The sequence below is a fragment of the Chitinophaga eiseniae genome (assembly GCF_900167135.1).
Classification (GTDB): Bacteria; Bacteroidota; Bacteroidia; order Chitinophagales; family Chitinophagaceae; genus Chitinophaga; species Chitinophaga eiseniae.
The window spans coordinates 74,464-95,091 of sequence record NZ_FUWZ01000006.1 but is presented as its reverse complement, the minus strand read 5'-3'; the positions used below and the strand labels follow the sequence as shown (position 1 = coordinate 95,091).

At 51.7% G+C, this 20,628-nt stretch carries 19 protein-coding genes; 7 read left to right on the top strand and 12 right to left on the bottom strand.

Annotated elements, in window-relative coordinates:
- The first annotated feature begins 223 nt into the window (after positions 1-223).
- The 5 genes from B5D63_RS29345 to B5D63_RS29325 all read left to right on the top strand — a co-directional run bounded on the left by B5D63_RS29345 (position 224) and on the right by B5D63_RS29325 (position 3,067).
- Positions 224-760, top strand: coding sequence for a YceI family protein (locus B5D63_RS29345; RefSeq protein WP_078672448.1), 537 nt, complete (start codon positions 224-226; stop codon positions 758-760).
- 105 nt (positions 761-865) lie between these two features.
- Positions 866-1,801, top strand: a complete 936-nt coding sequence (locus tag B5D63_RS29340) for a ring-cleaving dioxygenase (protein ID WP_078672447.1) — start codon at positions 866-868, stop codon at positions 1,799-1,801.
- Between the two features lie 156 nt (positions 1,802-1,957).
- A complete protein-coding gene (locus tag B5D63_RS29335) occupies positions 1,958-2,359 on the top strand; it encodes an OsmC family protein (protein ID WP_078672446.1) in 402 nt (133 codons plus the stop codon).
- A gap of 1 nt (position 2,360) precedes the next feature.
- Positions 2,361-2,792: a (4Fe-4S)-binding protein gene (locus B5D63_RS29330; protein WP_078672445.1), complete on the top strand. Its 432-nt coding sequence runs from the start codon at positions 2,361-2,363 to the stop codon at positions 2,790-2,792.
- Between the two features lie 2 nt (positions 2,793-2,794).
- On the top strand, positions 2,795-3,067 hold the full coding sequence (locus B5D63_RS29325) for a GNAT family N-acetyltransferase (protein WP_078672444.1): 273 nt from the start codon (positions 2,795-2,797) through the stop codon (positions 3,065-3,067).
- A 64-nt stretch (positions 3,068-3,131) separates the two neighbouring features.
- Here B5D63_RS29325 and B5D63_RS29320 read toward each other — a convergent pair whose 3' ends face one another.
- The 12 genes from B5D63_RS29320 to B5D63_RS29265 form a co-directional block, all read right to left on the bottom strand.
- A complete protein-coding gene (locus B5D63_RS29320; RefSeq protein ID WP_078672443.1) occupies positions 3,132-3,698 on the bottom strand; it encodes a DUF4142 domain-containing protein in 567 nt (188 codons plus the stop codon).
- A 263-nt stretch (positions 3,699-3,961) separates the two neighbouring features.
- Positions 3,962-4,534, bottom strand: coding sequence for a DUF4142 domain-containing protein (locus B5D63_RS29315; RefSeq protein WP_078672442.1), 573 nt, complete (start codon positions 4,532-4,534; stop codon positions 3,962-3,964).
- Positions 4,535-4,750: 216 nt separating this feature from the next.
- The gene (locus tag B5D63_RS29310) at positions 4,751-5,878 is read right to left on the bottom strand and encodes a TFIIB-type zinc ribbon-containing protein (RefSeq protein ID WP_078672441.1); all 1,128 of its coding nucleotides are present in this window, start codon (positions 5,876-5,878) and stop codon (positions 4,751-4,753) included.
- 77 nt (positions 5,879-5,955) lie between these two features.
- Positions 5,956-7,074, bottom strand: coding sequence for an SPFH domain-containing protein (locus tag B5D63_RS29305; protein ID WP_078672440.1), 1,119 nt, complete (start codon positions 7,072-7,074; stop codon positions 5,956-5,958).
- A gap of 71 nt (positions 7,075-7,145) precedes the next feature.
- Positions 7,146-9,230 (bottom strand): copper-translocating P-type ATPase, encoded by a 2,085-nt coding sequence (locus B5D63_RS29300; protein ID WP_078672439.1) that lies wholly within the window; start codon positions 9,228-9,230, stop codon positions 7,146-7,148.
- A gap of 104 nt (positions 9,231-9,334) precedes the next feature.
- Positions 9,335-10,186, bottom strand: coding sequence for an alpha/beta hydrolase (locus B5D63_RS29295; protein ID WP_078672438.1), 852 nt, complete (start codon positions 10,184-10,186; stop codon positions 9,335-9,337).
- A 122-nt stretch (positions 10,187-10,308) separates the two neighbouring features.
- Positions 10,309-10,806: a hypothetical protein gene (locus B5D63_RS29290; protein WP_078672437.1), complete on the bottom strand. Its 498-nt coding sequence runs from the start codon at positions 10,804-10,806 to the stop codon at positions 10,309-10,311.
- A 130-nt stretch (positions 10,807-10,936) separates the two neighbouring features.
- Entirely contained in the window at positions 10,937-11,692 is a 756-nt protein-coding gene (locus B5D63_RS29285) for an SGNH/GDSL hydrolase family protein (protein ID WP_078672436.1), read from the bottom strand.
- Positions 11,693-11,768: 76 nt separating this feature from the next.
- Positions 11,769-13,127 carry an acyl-CoA dehydrogenase family protein gene (locus tag B5D63_RS29280; protein WP_078672435.1) on the bottom strand — a complete coding sequence of 453 codons (1,359 nt, stop codon included), beginning with the start codon at positions 13,125-13,127 and terminating at the stop codon, positions 11,769-11,771.
- Between the two features lie 101 nt (positions 13,128-13,228).
- Entirely contained in the window at positions 13,229-14,650 is a 1,422-nt protein-coding gene (locus B5D63_RS29275; protein ID WP_078672434.1) for a hypothetical protein, read from the bottom strand.
- Positions 14,651-14,657: 7 nt separating this feature from the next.
- Positions 14,658-16,139 (bottom strand): hypothetical protein, encoded by a 1,482-nt coding sequence (locus tag B5D63_RS29270; RefSeq protein WP_143313181.1) that lies wholly within the window; start codon positions 16,137-16,139, stop codon positions 14,658-14,660.
- A 133-nt stretch (positions 16,140-16,272) separates the two neighbouring features.
- Positions 16,273-18,687, bottom strand: a complete 2,415-nt coding sequence (locus B5D63_RS29265; RefSeq protein ID WP_078672432.1) for a glycoside hydrolase family 3 C-terminal domain-containing protein — start codon at positions 18,685-18,687, stop codon at positions 16,273-16,275.
- Between the two features lie 337 nt (positions 18,688-19,024).
- Between B5D63_RS29265 and B5D63_RS29260 the strand changes: the two genes are divergently transcribed.
- Together B5D63_RS29260 and B5D63_RS29255 are read left to right on the top strand one after the other, a co-directional pair.
- Positions 19,025-19,585, top strand: coding sequence for an RNA polymerase sigma-70 factor (locus tag B5D63_RS29260; RefSeq protein ID WP_078672431.1), 561 nt, complete (start codon positions 19,025-19,027; stop codon positions 19,583-19,585).
- Between the two features lie 54 nt (positions 19,586-19,639).
- Positions 19,640-20,617 carry a FecR family protein gene (locus B5D63_RS29255; protein ID WP_078672430.1) on the top strand — a complete coding sequence of 326 codons (978 nt, stop codon included), beginning with the start codon at positions 19,640-19,642 and terminating at the stop codon, positions 20,615-20,617.
- The last annotated feature ends 11 nt before the right edge of the window (positions 20,618-20,628 follow it).

The window sequence follows — 20,628 nt, the reverse complement described above, 5'->3', positions numbered from 1 at the left end:
TACCAACACACTTAAACAATTTTTCATGCTTAATGTTTATATTATTCAAAAAAATCGTATATAATCTGATAATGAGTAAATCCCGGGGCAATCGTTATCTTCAGATAGAATAAAAAAAAGTACATCGTTATATTTATTTAATCCATTTCCGTCCCCTGTGCTTTAACGGACATTTGCATCAACAAACATCATCCTATTCATAAAAAATAAAACATCTTCATCTATGGCAAAACAAAAATGGGTCTCCGACGCAGCACACAGCGAACTTACTTTTAAGATCAGGCACCTGATGATCACCAATGTTACCGGGCGGTTCAACAGCTTCCAGGTGGAAGCAGAAACAGACGGGGACAATTTCCTCAACGCCATCGCCACGGCCACCGTAGACGTAGACTCTATCACTACCGCCAACAGCCAGCGCGATGAGCACCTGCGCTCCCCGGATTTCTTCGATGTGAACAAATTCCGCAACATCACCTTCAAAGCCACTAAAACAGAAAGCGTGGACAACGATGGTTCCTATACGCTGTACGGCGATCTGACTATCCGCGACGTGACGAAAAACATCAAACTGGATGTGGAATTCGGCGGCGTGGTAGCTGACCCCTGGGGTAATACCAAAGCGGGCTTTACTATCCATGGTAAAATCAACCGCAAGGATTTTGGACTGAACTGGAATGCTGTCACCGAAGCCGGCGGTGTGATGGTGAGTGATGAAGTGAAAATTCAATGTGAAGTACAACTGCTGAAACAACAATAACCGAAGGGTATTTGGTTATTCAGGCAGATCGTTTAACGGGCGCCTGATGCACCTGTTCTCCGGAATATCTGGATAACCAAATATCAGCATAAAAAAGTGAAAGGTATGGACAACGCAATAACAGGACTGCATCATATTACCGCTATTTCCGGTAATGCAAAGAAGAATTTTGATTTTTACACGAAGACGATGGGGTTACGGTTTGTAAAAAAGACTGTAAACTTTGACGATCCGCATACCTATCATTTTTATTATGGCGACCAGACCGGCACGCCCGGAACGATCCTTACGTTCTTTCCATGGCAGGATATTATGGCCGGCCGCAGAGGCACGCACATGGCTACGGAAGTGGGTTATTCCGTTCCCGAAGGCAGCCTTGATTTCTGGCTCAAACGACTGGACGCCGCGAACATGATTTACAATAAACCGTCTGCCAAGTTCGGGGAGATCTACCTGACCTTCCTTGATCCCGACGGTATGAAAGTAGAGCTGACCGTCCCTGAAAAGACGGACGACCGGGTACCCTGGGAGACCGCCGAAGTGAGCGCAGCTAATGCTTTACGGGGATTCCATCACGTAACGCTGACCCTGGAAGATATTCAACCTACGGCTGATCTGCTGGTATCCGTTTTTGGTTACCAGCTGGAAAAAAACCTTGCGAACCGTTACCGCTTTAAAGCGCCTGCCGGCGATACCGCCAATTACATCGACCTGGTGGAAGCCAAAGGAGAACAACGCGGGCATGTAGCTGGCGGCAGCATCCATCACATTGCTTTCCGCATGAAAGATGATGCACAGCAGGCATACTACCGGGAGAAAATCGAAGCGCTGGGCCTGCACGCCACACAGCAGCTGGACCGCAAATATTTTCGCTCCGTCTATTTCCGGGAGCCCGGCGGCGTATTGTTTGAACTGGCCACAGACACTCCCGGTTTTGCCGTGGATGAGCCGGTGGACCAGCTGGGTACGCATCTGATGTTGCCCTCCCAGTTTGAATCGCAGCGGGCGGAGATAGAACAGAAACTGATAAAACTGGATTAAGATGGATTTTAAGCACATGAAATGGCACACTTCCTGAAAGAGCTGTCGGTTTTAACGTCAGCAGCCATCACATCAACACCGGACATAATTTAATTCAACAGGATATTGACCTGGCCGCAGGCTGGGTGAAAGAAAATTTCAGGTAATTACCACATCATGGACGAAGAAGTAAAAGTAAGCATCGAAGGAATACCGTACCAGGTTTCCATTTCCGCGAGGGACCACCGCTGGCTGGCAGACGAACCAACTGATATCAACGGCGGCGATACCGGGCCCAATCCCGGGGAACTACTGCTGAGCAGCCTCGGTTCCTGTACCGCCATCACGCTGACGATGTACGCCGCGCGAAAAAAATGGCCTGTAGAGAAAATAGATATCGACCTGCGGTTCGACAGTGCCGCCAAACCGGACCCGGCTACCACCGTAATAGAATGCCTCGTGCGCATCAGCGGTAACCTGGATGAAGCACAGCGGAAAAGGCTTATGGAGATAGCCCATGCGTGCCCCGTTCATAAACTGCTTACCAACCCCGTTATTATCAATACTAAAGAAGATTGATATGAAAGACATTACCAAAAAATACAGCAACGGCGAAGTCACCATCGTATGGAAGCCGGAGGTATGTAAACACTCCGAAATATGCTTTCATGGCCTACCCGAAGTATTCGACCCAAAGGCCAAACCATGGATCAACGCTGACGGCAGCACGACTGACCGGATTATGCAGCAGGTAAAAAAATGTCCTTCCGGCGCACTGACTTTTTATCTGAACGATGAAGCAGATAAAGCCACAGAGATCACTGCCAGCAGCCTCTCGGAAACAGTTCCCAACGGGCCGCGCCTGATCTACGGCAACGTACTGATCAAAAATGCCGCCGGAGAGGAAACGCCTTTTCACATGGTAACTGCCATGTGCCGCTACGGCAGCTCCTCCAACATGCCGTATTGCGACGGTACCCACATCACTAACGGATATAAAGACACTCAATAATTATGGACCTCACCATTCTGCAAAACACCGAAAAACACCAGTTTGAAACAACGGTCGACGGCCACACCGCCTTTATCGTCTACAAGCTGTTCCCCGGCGGGATCGCGTACATTCACACAGAAGTGCCGCCTGAACTGGAAGGCAAAGGCATCGCCTCCCAAATGGCCAAATACGTCCTCGACTACGCGAGGGAAAACCATTTAAAGGTAAAGCCGTTGTGCCCTTACGTACACGCCTATATGAAAAGACACCCGGAATACAACGATCTTCTCTGAAATAACAAATGACGAATCCGGGCGCCCTCGCCGACACCCGGATTTGTCATTTATTATCATTGATTTATTTAAGGGCGGATTTGATCGCCTTCGCGGAATCCTGGTGAGTCCTTAGCGTAGGCAAGGTTTTGCCGGCCCATGATTTTAAATCCGCGTCTTCCAGGTTGTTGGCAGCCTTATCAAATTCGTTTACGTCTTTGTCATGGTCGTCTACCATCATGTCCATATAATCTTTGTCGAAGTCCTTTCCGGTTTTCTTAGCCAGTTTGTCCATATGCTCCTTGGTTTCTGTAGATAGCTCTGCCGGCAGGGCAATGTTCTTTTTGCCGGCTAATTCTTTTAGTTCATCGTTTGCTTTTGAATGATCATTGACCATCATGGTGGCAAACGCTTTCACTCTGGGGTTCTGTGCTTTCTCCTGTGCCAGTTTGCCCATTTCCACTTCCATCATGCCACCGTTGGCAGCCTTTACAGCGAATTCAGAGGAATTGTTATCGACAGGCTTTACTGCCTCGTTCACATCCTGCGCAGAATCTACCGGTTTTTCGCTTTGCGGGTTGTTTGCATTGTTGCACGAGGACAGTATCCATACGCCCAGTACGGCCGTGGCCAATAAGATTGTTTTCTTCATAGCTGATGAGATTTATTGGGTTTAATGTTTGATTTCGGCTAATCATCTGACAAAAAAAATACCATGCGAACGCATGGTAAGGGTAAGATAACAGGGTAGCCGGTTTACACGGAAGAGATCACCTCAATGGATAAACCGTCGTGGATGCTTTGTCGTAGAGGCTTTTCCCCAGAATGTAAAAAAACAAACCGGGTGTCCTTCCATACGCAAATGCATATATGAAAAGTCACCCGGAACAGGAGGGTTTCTGTAGGATGAATAAACTACTGCGAGTTCCTGATCGCCCTGGCGGAGTCCAGATGTACCATTATTACCGGTAGTGCTTTCCTGGCCCATTCCCGCAGGCTTACGTTGCCCAGGTTATTGGCAGCATCGTCAAATCGCTTCAGGTCCTGGTCATGGTGGTCTACCATTTCGGCAATGTATTCTTTTTCAAAACGTTTCCCGCTTTTCTTACCGAGCTTTTCCAGGTGATCCTGTGCGGCGGCTGACAGCGTGGCCGGCAAGGCGATCTTCCATTTTTCCGCAATCAGTTTAAGCCGTTCATTTCCCCGGGTACGGTCGTTGACAGACATGGTGGCAAAGGCTTTCACCCGTGGGTCTGTCGCCTTCTCCATCGCTAATTTTCCCAATGCCACCTCCATCATGCCGTCATCGGCCGCATTTACCGCAAAGGAAGCAGACAATGAGTCAACTGTTTTATCTGCGTTATTGATAGCTTCCGCCGAATCGGCCGGAGTAGCCTGCCGGGCATTACTTCGTATATTACCGTTACCACAGGACATGAGCCACCACATGCCCGTCATTACCACTGCAAAAAAGGTTGTTCTTTTCATAAGCTATAGCAATTTATCGGGGGGTTAAAAACCAATCTGCCACAAATGAACTGACAAAAATCCTTATGCAAACACATGCTTTTAATAACCCTGCAGTGCGCAGGAAAAAAGGAAGAGCTCCTTGAGAAGGGAATAGCGGCGAAGGCTTTGATGTAGAGGGTTTTCCCCAGTATGTAAAAGAAAACTGCCGGCAGTTTTTCCGGCAGTTTTCGGCATTTATTCAGGTTGAGCGAAGCACACATACAAGACCCATACAATGGCGATGATCAGTACGATCAGCCCGACGATCTTGGTCCAGCTGTAGGGCCTGTCGCCCGTGACTTCCCCGGTATTGGCGTTCACCACAAAATGATACAGCTTGTTATTATAGCGATAAGCGCTCAGCCACACGGGTAAAAGGATATATTTTAGCCCGAGTTCGTTGTAAGCCACCTTGTAGCTGTCTATCGACTGTTCATCACCGCCGATATCGTTACATATTTCATCCCGGATGATGGGGTCCATTCGTTTTTTGGCGATGAGCAGCCCCTGTTCTGCGTCTGTCTGGTACAATTCTGCCCGGAAGCCGCTCAGGTAGCGCCCATCATAGGCTTTCAGCTGGTCCAGGTGCCAGGGTTCCAGTATTTCAGCCATTTTGCGGGGTAAAGAAGGGCTGGCAGATACCAGTACGTCCCGGAAAGTATTGTCTACCACCCCGGAAGTGTTGTACCAGGCGGTATGGCGCACCTGGCGGGTGCGTGTTTCTGTTCTGCCGTTCACCTCCTCCGTATAGGTTTCAGTGGTATAATAGTATTCTCCACGCTGTCCGCTGTAGGAAGTTACGGTGTCTGTATCGTAGCTCCAGTGAGGGATATAGATACCTTTCAGCTGATGATAGGACCTATCCTTCACTTTCTTTACCAGGTCAGACGGTGCAAACCACAGTTTACTCATCCACTGTTGGAAGAATTTACCGGCTTCTTTATCATCCACGGCAAAGGGCAGCACATAGTGCGGCTGGAGGACGGCCGTAGCGGCTCCCTGCTGTACCACCAGCGGTGAAGCGCAGAAAGGGCAGGCATCTGCCGTCACGTTGGGCAACATGGTGGTAGAAGCGCCGCAACTGGTACATTTTACCACAACGGCCTGTTCGGTGTGTTCGGTATGGCGTTGCAGATCGGTGATGAAAGCATCGTAGTCGAAAGCATGAATGCCTTGCGGCGTAGCTTCTTCTTCAATGGTGTTAACGGTCCCGCAGTACTCGCATTTCAGGCTGTTGGTGCCGGGCGCATAATGCAGGATGGCGCCACAGTTCTGACATTTCAGCGAGGATACCGTCTCTTTGGTTTTTTCCTCAAAAGACATAGGAATATTATAATGAGTTACGCATGATACCAGCGGCTGTTGAAGGCCCGGGTATCATGCGTATAAGAAGATTAGTTTCAGGGCAGTGGCGGTGGTATGGTAGCCAGCACCGGCGCCAGTTCAGGCACCGCAGAAGCGGCAGTCCAGGCGGCCATACCGGTTTTCCATACCAGCGTCTGGTGCTGGAGACTGCCGGAAGCAGCCAGCTGACGGAGCTGGTCCATGTTGTAAGGGCCGGACTGTTTACCTTCCACAGCCACGAAGAAAGGCGCTGTGCCGGGCAGTGGCGGCGGAACACCCGCGCCGCCGGCCGCAGGCTGCTGGTTGGCCTGGTTGTTCTGGAACACGTTACCTACCTGGCCCATCATGGCGGCGCCCATGCCGGCGCCAAGACCAGCAGCTGCCAGTCCGCCTCCGGACGGATTTTCGGCCGCCTTTTCCATGGCATTGGCAGCCTGGAACTGTGCATACGCGCCGAGGTTGCCCACGATACCCATGCTGCTGCGTTTGTCCAGCGCTTCCTCCACTTCGGGTGGCAGGGAAATATTTTCAATCAGAAACTTGGTCAGTTCGAGGCCCAGTTCATTAAACTCGGGCCGTATTTTTTCGGTGATCAGCTGCGATACCTCATCATATCTGGCAGCCAGGTCCAGCACCGGGATTTTTGCTTCTGCAATGGCGTCCATACCGCGGGAAACGGCAAGGTTCCGCAGTTGTTCGTTGATACCGTCGACGGTATATTCAGGATTGGTGGCGGCGATCTCCTTCAGGAACTGCGCCGCGTCTTTCACGCGGAAAGCGTAGCTGCCGAAAGCACGCAGCCGCAGCGGGCCGAACTCGGCATCGCGCAGCATGACAGGGTTTTTGGTGCCCCATTTCTGGTTGGTGAACTGCCGCATGCTGATGAAAAACACATCGGCCTTAAAGGGGCTGTTAAACCCATATTTCCATCCCTGTAACGTAGTCAGAATAGGCATGTTCTGCGTTGTCAGCGTATACATGCCAGGCTGAAAAACATCCGCTATTTTACCTTCGTTCATAAAAACAGCCACCTGCGATTCTCTTACCGTCAGCTTGGCGTTCATTTTTATTTCATTCTGGTAGCGGGGAAACTTCCACACAATGGTGTCGGCGGACGGGTCTGTCCACTCAATAATGTCAATAAATTCATTCCGGAGTTTATCAAATATTCCCATAGTAACAGGTTTTAAGAAACATCTGCACCAAATGTATAGAAATATTTACTGGAAATGCTAATAATGAAACGTTATAATTTCAGCAATCTGGCGTTGATAGCTACTATGACGGTGCTCACCGTCATCAGTACCGCACCGGCGGCGGGACTTAAAAGTACGCCCCAGTGATACAGCACACCGGCTGCCAGCGGCATGGTGATAACGTTGTAACCGGTGGCCCAGGCCAGGTTCTGGATCATTTTACGGTAGGTAGCCTTGCCAAAACGCACCAGGCTGACGATGTCCTGCGGGTTGCTGTTGACCAGCACGATGCCTGCTGTTTCTGCGGCGATATCTGAACCGGAGCCGATGGCGATACCAATATCCGCCTGGGCCAGCGCCGGGGCGTCGTTGATACCGTCGCCGGTCATGGCCACGAACTGACCCGCGTCCTGTAGCTTTTTGATTTCTTCCAGTTTCTGATGCGGCAGTACCTCTGCGATATAGTTATCCAGCTGGAGCTGTTGCGCCACGGCAGCCGCCACTTTTTTGTTATCGCCGGTGAGTAGTACGCTGGCGATATGTTCTTTTTTCAATGCCTGGATAGCAGGCAGCGACTCCGGCCTGATTTCATCCGCCAATACAATATAACCGGCCGGCTGGCCATCCACGACCACAAAAGACAGGGTGCCGGTATCCGTTTGTCCTATCGTCGACTGCTGCGGGAATTGTTCCTTCACATAAGCAGGACTTACCACCTGTACTTTTTTCCCGTTGACGGTGGCGCTGATCCCTTTACCGGCCAAGGCCTGCATGTCGCTGGCGGCGGGTATCTGCAGCCCTTCGGTGCGGGCCCTTTCTACGATGCCGGTAGCGATGGGATGCTCCGATTGTTGTTCCACCGCCGCCGCCAGTGTCAGTATTTCCTGTTGGCTGTAGCGGTTGTCGAGCGTTTCCAGCTGCACTACCTGGAACTTACCCACGGTGAGCGTGCCGGTTTTATCGAATACCAGCGTGGTGATTTTACGGGCATTTTCGAAGGCGGTCCTGTTTTTGATCAGCAGGCCGTTTTTGGCAGCCACAGTGGTGGAGCGGGCCACTACCAGCGGTACCGCGAGGCCCAGGGCGTGCGGGCAGCAGATAACGATGACGGTCACCATCCGTTCCATAGCGAAGGAGATGGACTGTCCGTCGATGCGCCAGTAGGCGAACGTAGCGATACCTGCTACGATGGCGATAATGGTCAGCCACCGGGCGGCCTTATCGGCCAGCAATTGTGTATTGGATTTGGCCTGCTGCGCGTCGTTGACCAGTTTGATCACCTGCGACAGGTAAGAAGCAGCGGCGTTATGGGAGACTTTGATATGCAACGCCTGGTTGCCGTTGATCGACCCGGCGATCACCCTGTCGCCGGTACTTTTTTTCACCGGTTTGGACTCTCCCGTCAGCATGGATTCATTGAGATAGCTGCTGCCCTCCGTCACGATACCGTCGGCCGCCACCTTTTCTCCCGGCTTTATCAGTACCATGTTACCAGGTTGCAGGCTGTCGGTTTTTACTTCGCGGATATTGCCGCCTTCCACCAGGTGGGCTTCCGCCGGCATGAGTTGTACCAGCATTTCCAGTTCGCGCGAAGCGCCGGCTACAGACTTCATTTCAATCCAGTGTCCCAGTAACATGATGAGGATCAGTGTGGCCAGTTCCCAGAAAAAGTCCATGCCCTGCAGGCCAAACAGCGTAGCCACGCTGTATACAAAAGCTACGGTGATAGCGAAGCCGATCAATGTCATCATGCCGGGGTTGCGCATCCGCATTTCGGACCACCAGCCGGAAAGGAAAGGCCAGCCGCCATAGAGGAAAATTACGGCCGACAGCGTACACAGGAGGTAATTATCACCCGGGAAACTGATATTCAGTCCCATCCAGTGCTGGATCATTTTTGACAACAGCATGACCGGTATAGTGAGCACCAGCACTACATAAAACCGTTGCCGGAAATCACGGATCATGGCCTGATGATCATGTCCGGCATGACCTCCGTGGCCTGTATGACCGGAGTGGTCATGCCGGGAATGGTCCGTATGGTCATGCACGTGACCGGTGTGCGCGTCGGCCTGTGGCTCCCGATCGTGATGATCGTGGTCCATGTGCATATGCATATGCTGATGTTTCTCCATAGCGATATCCGGTTTTAAGTATTACAACTGTGTGTTTTAATTGTTGTAAAGTTGCCGAATATATCGCCGGGAGATTTATATAATCCGGGGAGAGATTTACAGGATTATCGTGTACCGGCGTGCTCCAGCCATTTGGCTGCCAGCGTGGGCCATACTTCTGCGGCGCTGTTGCCGGGGCGGAGTCCGTAACCATGGCCGCCTTTGGCATAAAAATGCAGCTCTGCCGGAACGCCGGCATCGCGCAGCGCGCCGGCCATAACGAGGGCGCTGTTGCCATAGGTATCGTCAGCAGTAGCAAAAAGGAACATGGGAGGCGTCTGTTTGTCAATGTGCAGTTCCGGTGTCAGCGTACGTCCTTCTCCCCTGTCGAGATAGGCAGGATAGATCAGCATGCCGAAGGCAGGGCGGGCGGACAGCGAATCTGCTTTATCAACAGGCATATATGCTTTTACGTTATACTGCGTTGCTGTCCGCGCGGTAAGGCTTCCGCCGGCTGAAAAGCCCATCATGCCTATTTTTTCCGGGTCCAGTTTCCATTCTTTGGCCCGGCTGCGAACAATACGCATGGCACGCTGCGCATCCTGCAAAGCGCCGGCTTCTTTTTTGGGTACCCGGTACTGCAGCACAAAAGCGGTATAACCCAGCTGATTGAGCCACTGCGCAATTTCATAACCTTCCAGGTTAATGGCGAGGATATTGTAACCACCGCCGGGGCATATGATCACGCCCACGTTTTTGGCGTGCGCCGGATTGGCCGGATATACCTCCAGAATCGGGTCTGTCACGTCCGTGAGACGTACCACACCGCGACTGGTATCCGACGTAGGAACGGCTGCGTGGCGTGCGGTGGTTTCACCGGGTACGGCATCCGGCCATAAATGAATGGTTTCCCTGTGTTGCGCATGTGTTATAGCGTATGGTGCAAGCATCAGCATGAAGATAATAAATGGTTTCATAACGGGAATTTCGTGTATCAACAAATGTAATAAACGTTTCCCGCAAATAAAAGGGACAGTCTTCCTGTGAAGACCGTCCCTCCCTCTAATCACCACTGAACCTTTTTTCTTATCCCGTCTGTTTAAATGGCTTTAAACGTAAGCACCACGGTGCGCGGCGTCGGATCATCGTTATAGTGTCCGGTGCCGGTTATTTTGTAACTGGTGTTGCTGATTTTTTCCGCACGGTAGGTGCCGGTAAAATCATCATCGTCCCCGCGGCCTTCCAGTGTGCCATCCGCCTTGAGGTCCCAGTTAAAGGTGCGTCGCTGGGGACTTGCGGGGGCACATTTCGTCGGACCTTCATCTTCCGCGGCTGTTCCATTTGCGAAATACTCCGTGAAGTCGTCTTTGATACAAGCGGGGAATACCGCGTAGAGATCTGTGACCACCCGGCCTTCACCGTCCTCAATACCGGGATTGGCGGTGTAGGCGCTCAGCTGCCATTTTTTTCCGATCAGGAATTCTTTGAAGGCAGGATCTTTGGGGTTATCCTTTTTGTCTTTTTTGCACTGGGTGAACAAGAGCATCCCGGAAACGGCACATAACGCCATCACTGCTTGGGGGAACCATTTTTTCATGACTAAGTGTTTGTTTATTCTGACGCAAACCTACTACAGGCGGCCTGTTGAGGTTTCAGTAGAAACACTTAATTGAAAAAACAGGGAGTTTATGCAGGCAGTGTAGCTACTACCCTGCCTGCATTATTCTTTATTTAACGCACCGGAGCCAGGCTTCCGCCATAAGCTGTGCACCGGCTACGCTGGGGTGTACGCCATCGGGCGTCCAGTAGGCTGCCGGCGCCGCCTGCAATGCTTTGTCATAGATCGCCTGGTAAGGAATGAAGACAGCCTTGTATTTGTCTGCCAGTTCGCGGGCGGCAGCGCGGTATTCGTTGAACGTCGGATACCATCTGTCGTCCACGGCTTTCACTCCTTTCACAGCATACGGTTCTCCGATGATGAGCTGTACATCCGGCAACGCTTGCCTGGTGCGGTCCAGCAGCTTGTCATAATCGTCGTGGTACACTTTGGAGGTGCCTTTGTAGTTGCCATTAAGCGTATGCCAGAAGTCATTCACGCCCACGAGGATGCTCAGCACATCGGGCTTTAGTTGCAGGCAGTCTGCATCCCAGCGGTCGGCCAGCTGGAACACCTTGTTGCCGCTGATGCCCTTGTTGTAAAACTTCAGGTTATCGCCCGGCCGTTTCAGCAACAGGTGAGCGGCGGCGAGGTGTGGATAGCCTCCACCCAGGGCAGAGCCGTTATTGGCCTCCATGGCGTCGCGCTTGCGGCCCACGTCGGTAATGGAATCGCCCTGGAAGAGGATGACGCCCTCTTTCTTCAGGGTCACCTTTTTACCTTTGTCAGCAGACACGGCAGCAGACACAATATTGGGAATACTAATGGCAGCGAGGCTTCCCAAGGATACATTTTTCAGGAAATTTCGACGGTTCGATGAATTCATAACGGATTTTTAAAATAATAAAGGGCTCCGCCCATACCCGGGGAAGCCCTTAAATCTATAAAAAGATTCTGATTTTTTATACAAAGGCGCTGGACCCGGTAATGGCCCTGCCGACGATGAGCGAGTTAATTTCTTTAGTGCCTTCATACGAATAAATAGCCTCTGCATCGGCAACAAAGCGGGCCACGTTGTATTCCAGCAGGATGCCATTGCCGCCCATCACCTCGCGGGCGCCCCGCACCACGTCGCGGGTGCGCAGCGTACAAAACACCTTGGCCAGCGAGGCGTGTTCATCTTTCAGCCCTCCCTCGTCCTGGATCTCCGACAGCCGGTAGACCATAGTCTGCATAGCGGTCAGGTTGGAGAGCATCTCCACGAGGTGGCCCTGTATCAGCTGAAAGGATGCAATCGGTTTTCCGAACTGCTCACGGGTACGGGTATACGCCAGGGCATTTTCGTAGGCGCCGCGTGCACAGCCTACCGCTTCCCAGGCTACGCTGGCGCGTGTCATGCGGAGCACCCTGCTGGTATCGCGGAAGTTATTGGCCCGCTGCAGCCTGTCAGTTTCCGCCACACGGCAGTCTTTCAGGCTAATCAGGCCGTTCTGCACGATACGCAGTGCCATCTTATCATGCATCTTTTCTACTGACAGTCCCGGGGTGCCTTTCCTTACCAGGAAACCTTTTACCTGGTTATCGTCCACGTCCCGCGCCCAGATGACCGTTACGTCCGCGAAGGTAGCATTGCCGATCCATTTTTTCTGGCCGTTCAGTACCCAGGTATCGCCTTCCCGTTTAGCCGTGGTCGTGAGACCTCCGGCGGCGCCGGAACCAACCTCCGGTTCTGTAAGGCCGAAAGCGCCGATAATATTAAGCTGCTGCATCCCCGGCAACCATTCATCTTTCTGCGACTCCGATCCCAGCATATAGATAGATCCCATGGCCAGCCCGCTTTGCACACCGAAAAAAGTGGCGATGGAAGCGTCTACCCGAGCCATTTCCATAGCGACAATGCCTTCCATAAGGTAGCTGCGGTTAGGGCAACCGTAACCATCGTACGTGACACCACAGATATTCAGCTCCCTGAATTTGGGGATGATCTCAAACGGGAATTCCGCTTTGAGCCAATATTCATTAACGATAGGCTGTATCTCTTTTTCCATAAAGGCCCTCACCTTCAGCTGCAGTGCCCGGTCTTCCGCCGTGAGCCGGCTGCTGATATCATAAAAATCACCATCTATCGGCGGCAGCTTCTTTTTGGAGCCTCTGCTGGTAAGCATTTTCATCAGTCCATTCAGCTGGTTGTCATCCATTTTGGCTACTGAGGCCATCACCTGCGACAGGTCCACCTTCTCCGACAGTTTGGCCAGCATTTTAAAATCGATGCTTTTCAGCAGCTGATAGGCGTTCTTCAGTTTTGTGAAAGTTCCGGACATACTACATGGTTTTATGTGAAAATACGAATTGCGGGCCAAAGCAGGAACGATACAAGTATCATTCCCGCTTTGGCCCGCTGTCAACTGGATATTGACTATTTTTAGGATCTGACGAACTTCCCTTCCCGCGTAATTTGTAAGGTGGTACTGCCCAGATGTAGCGTCACCGGGCCTTTCCAATCGCTGACACGTTGCTGATCAAGTGTTCCTTTCGGTGCATCCGGCAAACGAACGCCCCGCGGATTGAATAAAACATAACGGTCAACAATTTGGTCTTTTTCATTGAAGGTGAGCAGTTCCGCCACCTGTGCGCCTTCCCAGTGGTAAAACGCAGCTTTTACACTGAACCCCAAGGGAGAACGGTCCCGCAGGGAAAACAGTTCCTCCCGCAGCTGAAGATCTTCTTTTTCAGCAAAGTTGTCCTTGTTTGATTGAAAAACTTCCTGTATAGCCGCGTCGGAAAAACCGGGAACGGTGTAGGTGACCCCGTGTATTTCCGCCTCGAATTTCCCGCCGGCGCCGATATGGTAGGCTTTGAGGCGGGACACAGTGCTGCCCAGCTCCCACAACGTCATGTCTGCTACGTTACTGCTTGACTCTTCCAGCATGACACTGCCATCTTGCCGGACAACCGCATTCCGGCTGCGTTGCACGTTGCCCTCCCCTGTGATCGTGGTGTATAGCGGCAGCTGGTCGATCGCAGTTCCATCAGTTTTGCAGGTAATGAGCTGTAATGTCGTGTCCAGTTTTTCTCCGTCATCATAGCTTGTCGGTCCATAAGCGTATAACAGCAACAACGGCTTGCCTGGAAGCTGTATCTTGCCGTAGTGATACATATCCAACTGATCATATCCTATCACCCAGCGGTAGGAATACCAGGGAGAAAAACGGGAAACGCGCTTCAGTGTTGTTATTTCCGGCCGGCCGGCGGCAAATGGCGCCTGTAGGTCCGGAAACCGGGCGGCATAAGTTTCAAAGGATGTTCGCTCTAACGGCAACGCATGTATTTGTCCCGCGGCTGTCAGTGTAAAATACTGCACCTTCGCTTCATCGCCTAAAGACCTGGCCCAGCGTTCTTCCCGGACCTCCACCACCGTATCATTGAGCAACATCGGCCACCGGTGTATCCACCGGGGACTTTCTTCGCTCGCCGGATGCTGAAGTCCCACTTCCTGCCGGGCAATCTCTTTTCCATCAGGCGTAAACGTCACCAGCAGCATCCTCGTAGTGTCTCCCTCACTGATTTGATATTTCACCAGTACAGGAACAAAATCCCGTTTGCCCGGCAACTTCCCGGCGAAGAGTTGAAAAGGCTTCAGTATAACGAAAGGACCGGGATCTGCGTTCTCGTTTACGTCCAGATATGCGTGGCTACAGCTGACGGCCGGCAACTTGTCCAACCAGGACTTTACCGCTGTGGTATCGGCATGACTACTATCGGTTCCTGTTTGCCGGTGACCGGCTTCCGGCGTACCACAGGCAAACAGGAACAACAGGGCTAACAAAAATAACAGGTCTCTCATGGGCGAATTATTGTGCCTGGAATTTTCCTTCCGGCGTAATCAGCAACACTTTATCTTTCAGGGTAATAGTAACAGGTCCGTTCACAGGCAGTTTATGAACGGTATCGTCTCTTTCAATTTCACCATCCACAGAAACATTATCACGCGCCGACACTTTCTCGTAAGGTGTTTTCTTCAGGTTGTTGTACACCACATAACGGTCCAGCACCCGCAAATCAGTACCTACGGTATAGATCTCCACCAGCTGTTCACCGCCGTTGTCATAAACGTGCATCCGTACATATATGGTTTCATCCCGCAGTACGCTGAAGAGCGACTGTTCAAATTCGGTATCCAGGGAAGCAGCGTCGTAGTTACTTCTCCTGGTAGCCAGCAGTTCTTTCATGTCCGCCGGATTAAATTCGGCACTGTTAAAGTTTTTTCCTGCCAGCTCGCGCTTGAATTTCCCGCCGGCTTCAGGTGTGTACACAGCCAGTTCTTCCGATTTGAAGATAAAGCCGACCTCACCGCCAACACCATCTTCGTCATTGGATTCTTCTGTCACCCGGATGGTACCGTCTGCGGCAACGACTGCGTTTTTAGATGCGCTGTAATATCCTTCGGAGCCAATATAGCCGTTCAGCCGGATACTGCTGCTTTCCTTTCCGTCGGTGGTATGGTATACCAGTTGTACAGTGGAATCCATTACGGATTCTCCGCCCTCCAGGGAGCCGACAGCATACAATAAATACATTCCTTTTCCCGGGACCGGTATTTTACCGTAGTGGAATAACTTGATTTGTTCGAAATAAATCAGGTCGCTGAAATCAAAGTAAGGCGTCAGCAGTGACACCGGCTGCAGGCCTGTCAATGAATAGGTGGCGGTAAAAGGCGTTGCGAGCGTCTTAAAACGTCCTGCATAGGTGTCGAAAGGTACCGTTTCCTGGGGAACAGCATTTATCTGTCCCTGGTAACTGATACGGTATTGTTTGATACGCGCCTTGCTTTCGCCGTTGGTAGCGCCTTTCTTCAGGGTGTACCAGGTTTCTTTCACCCAAAATGTACTGTCGTTAAGAAATTCCGGCCATTTGTGAATGGAATTGCTTTCATCGCCCCTGGTTTCTTCTTTGCTCATACCAACTTCCTGCCGGCCAATCTCTTTTCCATCGGGGCTATAGATCAACAGCAGCATCACGGAAGAGTCGCTGTCTTTTTTATAAAAGCCCTGCGCCGCAATGGCAAGATAGTTTTGCTGCCGGGCCACAATACCTGCCGACACGCTGGCAAAACCGCTCTGGGCAAAAGGGCCCAATGCACTGTCTATGCTTTCCAGGTCATAACCATGTACCGGGTGCGGGATCGTTTTCAGGTGTTTCAGCCAGCCTTTAAAATCAAAAGCAACGGTTTTTACACTGTCGGCAACAGGCTCTTTGGCCGCACTGCTACTATGGTTACATGAAAAGAAGGCCATCGCTGGCAACAGGATTAACAAGCTTGCTAATCTTCTCATAGGGAAGTTTTTTGGGGTGGCAAGATAGTAAAATATGTGATATGTCCGTCTAACCGGAAACCGCGAACGAAATATAACGGAAAACCCTGAACGAAACCTGTTGATGGCGGTCCCGTTCAGGGCAAGTATTTTATCAGGGAACGATGGTAAAGTCTTTCCGCAGGCGGATATCTTCGGAAGAGCTGCCCATCAGCACTTCAAATTCTCCCGGCTCTACAGTGTATTGCATGTTTTTATCCAGCAGCGCCAGATGATCGGGATGCAGGGTGAACTGCACCGTTTTCTTTTCGCCCGGCGCCAGCGTGATCCTTTCGAAGCCACGCAGCTGCATCACGTAGGTGGTCACGCTGCTGACTTTATCTTTCACATACAGCTGCACCACTTCATCGCCTTTTCGTTTACCCGTATTAGTTACTTCCAGGCTGACCCTGATATCGCCCTGCGGGGATTGTTTTTCGGGAGATACCTGCAGGTTGCTGTAAGTGAAAGCTGTGTAGCTGAGGCCGTAGCCAAAAGGATAGAGCGGGCCATTCACGCTGGTGCGCCCGAAGCCGTTATTCCCCGAAGAAGGCTGGCCGGCATGAGATCCGGGCTTATAGGGGAAGTTGAGTTCTATCTGCCCCAGTGATTTGGGGAAAGTAACCGGGAGGCGGCCGCCGGGGTTGTAATCTCCGAAGAGCGTTTCCGCGATGGCCGTGCCTCCCTGCGGACCAGGGAACCAGGCTTCGAGGATGGCGGGCAGGTTTTGTTGTTCCCAGTTGATGGTCAGCGGTTGCCCGTTGATCAATACCGCGATGACCGGTTTACCGGTGGCATGCAGCGCCTGTAGCAGTTGCAGCTGGCGGCCCGGCAGGGACAGGGCCGTGCGGGAAAGGCTCTCCCCCACTCTCTTTTCATCTTCTCCTACCACCGCGATGATCACGTCCGACTGGCGGGCCATGGCTATAGCTTCGGCGATACCTGCCTGTTCGGTGCTGTCCAACGGCGTGGGTATTATTTCGGTGCCGGGCCATCCGGGATTGACGATATCGCAGCCTTTGGCATATTGTACGTTGACAGACGTGCCCACATGCCGGCGGATGCCGTCCAATACGGTGGTCACGGGGTTGTTGGACGGGCCGTAACGGCTGACGGCGTGCGTGGAGGCGGCGGCCAGCGGGCCGGTAACGAGTATGTTTTTGAGCTGCCCTTTGTCGAGCGGCAACGTTTCCTTTTCATTTTTAAGCAGCACCAGCGATTCGCGGTTCAGCTGCAGGGCGAAAGCCTCGTCGGCTGCGGTGTGTACGCCCTTATCAGCCAGTTGGGGATCGGCATAGGGCTTGTCAAACAGGCCCAGTCTGAATTTCACGCTTAAAACATCCGCTACGCGGCTATCGATTGTTTTCATGGAAAGCCGTCCTTCTTTCACCAGTTCCCTTAACGGCAGGATATACTCTTCCGGTGGCGTAAAATTGGTGCGTACGTTCAGGCCGGCTTCCACCGCCTGTCTTACGGCATCTTTATAGTCTGCCGCCACATGGTGTTTACTGAAAAGGTATTCCACTGCCTCACTGTCGGACACCACATAGCCGTCGAACCCGAATTCCTGGCGGAGCAGCTGTGTCAGGAAATAGTAGCTGCCTGTCACCGGTTCCCCGTCCCAGTCATTATAGCTGCTCATAACGCCCATGGGCCGCGCTTCCTGTATCACGCGGCGGAAGGGATATAAAAATACCTGGTGCATTTCGCGGGGCGCCACGTGGGGATCGGTGCGGGCATCGCCATCGCGGCCGCCTTTGGGTACACTGTATACCGCGTAATGCTTTAATGTGGCGGCGACTCCTTCGCTTTGTACGCCGAGGGTCATCTGTTTGCCGAGCTCAGCAATCAAAAACGGGTCTTCCCCGTAACATTCCACTACGCGGCCCCAGCGGGGATCGCGGGCGGGATCGAGGATGGGCACGTAGATGTTGGTGTAGCCAAGCAGGCGGGCTTCACGGCCGGCAATGTGCCCCGCACGGGCCACCAATGTTTTGTTCCAGGTACTGCCAATGCCTATGGGTGCACAAAACGGGGTTGCACGGTCGTGGCACAGTCCGTGGATGGCTTCGTTGGTGAAATCCACCGGTATACCGAGGCGGGTTTCTTCGATGAACCAGCGTTGTATGGTGTTAATGGCTCCAGTGTGTTTGCTGTAGGGAAATGACCACTGCGTTTGTGCTTTCCGGTTGAAGGGAAGGCTGTTCAGCTCCTCGTCGATATTGGCAATACCGTCTTTCCACACTTTATTTTTCCAGTCCGGGGTGGGCATTTCGTCTTTCAGCACCCGTCCGTAGCCGTAGAGGGTTGCCATCTGGCAGGTCTTTTCGTCGAGGGTCATCTGCGAGAGGAGGTCGGTCACCCGGCTATTTACCGGCTGAGCAGGATCTTCAAAGACATCCTTCTTTCCGTTTTTGTTAAAATCGATCCAGCCCTGGCGGTAAATAGCCGGCTGCTGGCCGCGGGCCTGTCCTCCCAATAATGCAAGGGCGATGGTCGCCATGGAAAAATAACTGATTTGTTTTTGCATATTCGATACGCCCGTTCATAGGCCGGGCCTAAAATAAAGGGCGCAGGGGCCGATTGCAAATAATGCCGAAAATTGCACCAGTATCGGGTAAGATTATAGAAAAGTCAAAAAAAACGGTTGCATAGAGAATATGCAACCGGTGGTAACTAAAAAACACAAACTAAAAACTAAAAAGGACATTACAGCATATAGATTAAAGGACGATAACGCATATAGGCTTAGGCGTTATACTAAGAATAAGACGCAGTTTTTCTCATATCCCCCTATTGGCTGAAAAATAAAAAATTGCCTTACATTAGCGGCGATCATTTCACTACTTAAACGCTATGAAGGCTAAATGATAACATCACCTTCTTATCAAGCCTATAATGAGCTTTTCCATTCTCTGTACAGTGAGCTGTGTAACTATGCCGCCAGTTTTCTGAATGATGATGCTGCAGCCGAGGATGTGGTACAGGAAACATTTATACGCTTATGGCAGAAGCACCGCGAGCTGATTGAGATACCGAATATTAAAGCCTATTTGTACAGGGCAGTACGTAACAATTCTATTTCAGTATTGCGCAAGCGTACCGCGGAGGAAGCGGGCAATAAAGGCTTTGAATGGGTAGCCGACGTCAGTGAAGATCCGGGTGCACGGGAAATATCGGAGGCCAAGCCCTTTTACGAGCAGCTGATTTACGAGGCTATTGCCAATCTTCCGCCACAATGCCGGGAGGTGTTTACCTGTTGCCGGCTTCAGGGCATGACCCACCAGCAGACCGCCGAAAAGCTGGGCCTGTCAGCCAAAACCGTGGAAAACTATATGGGAAGGGCACTCAAGCTGTTGCGGAAGTACCTGGGCCAATATGGGTTACCCGTATTTTTATTTTTTCTGTTAAATTTTTTTAACAATTAGTAGAGGGCGCGAGCGGTTCTTTACGTTTTAATATCAGAGCACACACTGTACAATATGGATACCTACATATATGAAATAATTGCAAAGCAACTGTCATCTGTCTCTACCCCCGAGGAGGATGCCATCCTCCGGGAATGGCGGGAAGCCTCCCCGGACAACGAAACCGCTTATATCAAAGCAAAGCAGATATGGCAGGATGCGCCCCGCAGTCTGCCCGTTTCCCGGCAAAAGCAGTTCAACGCTGCAGCGGCATGGAGCAAGGTAGACCAGTTGCTGCAGCAGCAAGAGGCGCCGGCCGCCAAAACGGTACGGATGCCTGTTTTCAGGATCGCCGCCGCAGCGGTATTGCTCATTATGCTCAGCGCCGGCGCCTGGTGGCTGGCCAGCCGTCCTTCGCTGAAAGTCCGGGAAATGGCGGCCAACGAGGGCAAAATCAAAAGCGTGGAATTATCCGATAAGTCGGTGATCACGCTGCGCCCCGGCGCCAAAATCAAATATTCAGAAGGTGCTGAGCGGGTGGTGACCCTGGAAGGTGAAGCTTTTTTTGAAGTGGCAGCAGACCCGCGTCATCCTTTCCTGGTGAAAACGCCCAACCAGTCCGTCGTGGAAGTGCTGGGAACTTCTTTTACCGTAAAAACAGCCGATGCCCATACCACCGTTATCGTTTCCACCGGTAAGGTAAAACTGGGCAGGGCAAACGATACTTCCTCCGTTATCCTTACCAGTGGCCAGAAAGGCGTTTGGGGAAATGGTCAGCTGAGCGCAGCCGACAACGACGACCCTAACTTTATGGCATGGAAAACAGGAATTTTGCAATTTAATGATCAATCACTTCTTGAAATATTGCCGCAATTAGCCGATTTTTACGGCAAAGTCATCAGGATTGAGGATGGCTATCAGGCTACTGCGGCACAGCAAAAAGCTACGATCAGCTTCCAGGACCAGTCTTGCGACGAGGTTTTGCATGAATTACAACTTTTGCTTGGTTTCAATTACAAACAAGAGGGCGATACGATCGTCATCGGCAAGTAGACTGATAAACT

Bases quoted from the DNA above. Each gene is read 5' to 3' on its own strand.
- B5D63_RS29265 (WP_078672432.1), bottom strand. From the start codon at position 18,687: ATGCAAAAACAAATCAGTTATTTTTCCATGGCGACCATCGCCCTTGCA.
- B5D63_RS29325 (WP_078672444.1), top strand. From the start codon at position 2,795: ATGGACCTCACCATTCTGCAAAACACCGAAAAACACCAGTTTGAAACA.
- B5D63_RS29320 (WP_078672443.1), bottom strand. From the start codon at position 3,698: ATGAAGAAAACAATCTTATTGGCCACGGCCGTACTGGGCGTATGGATA.
- B5D63_RS29345 (WP_078672448.1), top strand. From the start codon at position 224: ATGGCAAAACAAAAATGGGTCTCCGACGCAGCACACAGCGAACTTACT.
- B5D63_RS29340 (WP_078672447.1), top strand. From the start codon at position 866: ATGGACAACGCAATAACAGGACTGCATCATATTACCGCTATTTCCGGT.
- B5D63_RS29260 (WP_078672431.1), top strand. From the start codon at position 19,025: ATGATAACATCACCTTCTTATCAAGCCTATAATGAGCTTTTCCATTCT.
- B5D63_RS29270 (WP_143313181.1), bottom strand. From the start codon at position 16,139: ATGAGAAGATTAGCAAGCTTGTTAATCCTGTTGCCAGCGATGGCCTTC.
- B5D63_RS29310 (WP_078672441.1), bottom strand. From the start codon at position 5,878: ATGTCTTTTGAGGAAAAAACCAAAGAGACGGTATCCTCGCTGAAATGT.
- B5D63_RS29285 (WP_078672436.1), bottom strand. From the start codon at position 11,692: ATGAATTCATCGAACCGTCGAAATTTCCTGAAAAATGTATCCTTGGGA.
- B5D63_RS29295 (WP_078672438.1), bottom strand. From the start codon at position 10,186: ATGAAACCATTTATTATCTTCATGCTGATGCTTGCACCATACGCTATA.
- B5D63_RS29335 (WP_078672446.1), top strand. From the start codon at position 1,958: ATGGACGAAGAAGTAAAAGTAAGCATCGAAGGAATACCGTACCAGGTT.
- B5D63_RS29305 (WP_078672440.1), bottom strand. From the start codon at position 7,074: ATGGGAATATTTGATAAACTCCGGAATGAATTTATTGACATTATTGAG.
- B5D63_RS29280 (WP_078672435.1), bottom strand. From the start codon at position 13,127: ATGTCCGGAACTTTCACAAAACTGAAGAACGCCTATCAGCTGCTGAAA.
- B5D63_RS29315 (WP_078672442.1), bottom strand. From the start codon at position 4,534: ATGAAAAGAACAACCTTTTTTGCAGTGGTAATGACGGGCATGTGGTGG.
- B5D63_RS29330 (WP_078672445.1), top strand. From the start codon at position 2,361: ATGAAAGACATTACCAAAAAATACAGCAACGGCGAAGTCACCATCGTA.
- B5D63_RS29275 (WP_078672434.1), bottom strand. From the start codon at position 14,650: ATGAGAGACCTGTTATTTTTGTTAGCCCTGTTGTTCCTGTTTGCCTGT.
- B5D63_RS29300 (WP_078672439.1), bottom strand. From the start codon at position 9,230: ATGGAGAAACATCAGCATATGCATATGCACATGGACCACGATCATCAC.
- B5D63_RS29255 (WP_078672430.1), top strand. From the start codon at position 19,640: ATGGATACCTACATATATGAAATAATTGCAAAGCAACTGTCATCTGTC.
- B5D63_RS29290 (WP_078672437.1), bottom strand. From the start codon at position 10,806: ATGAAAAAATGGTTCCCCCAAGCAGTGATGGCGTTATGTGCCGTTTCC.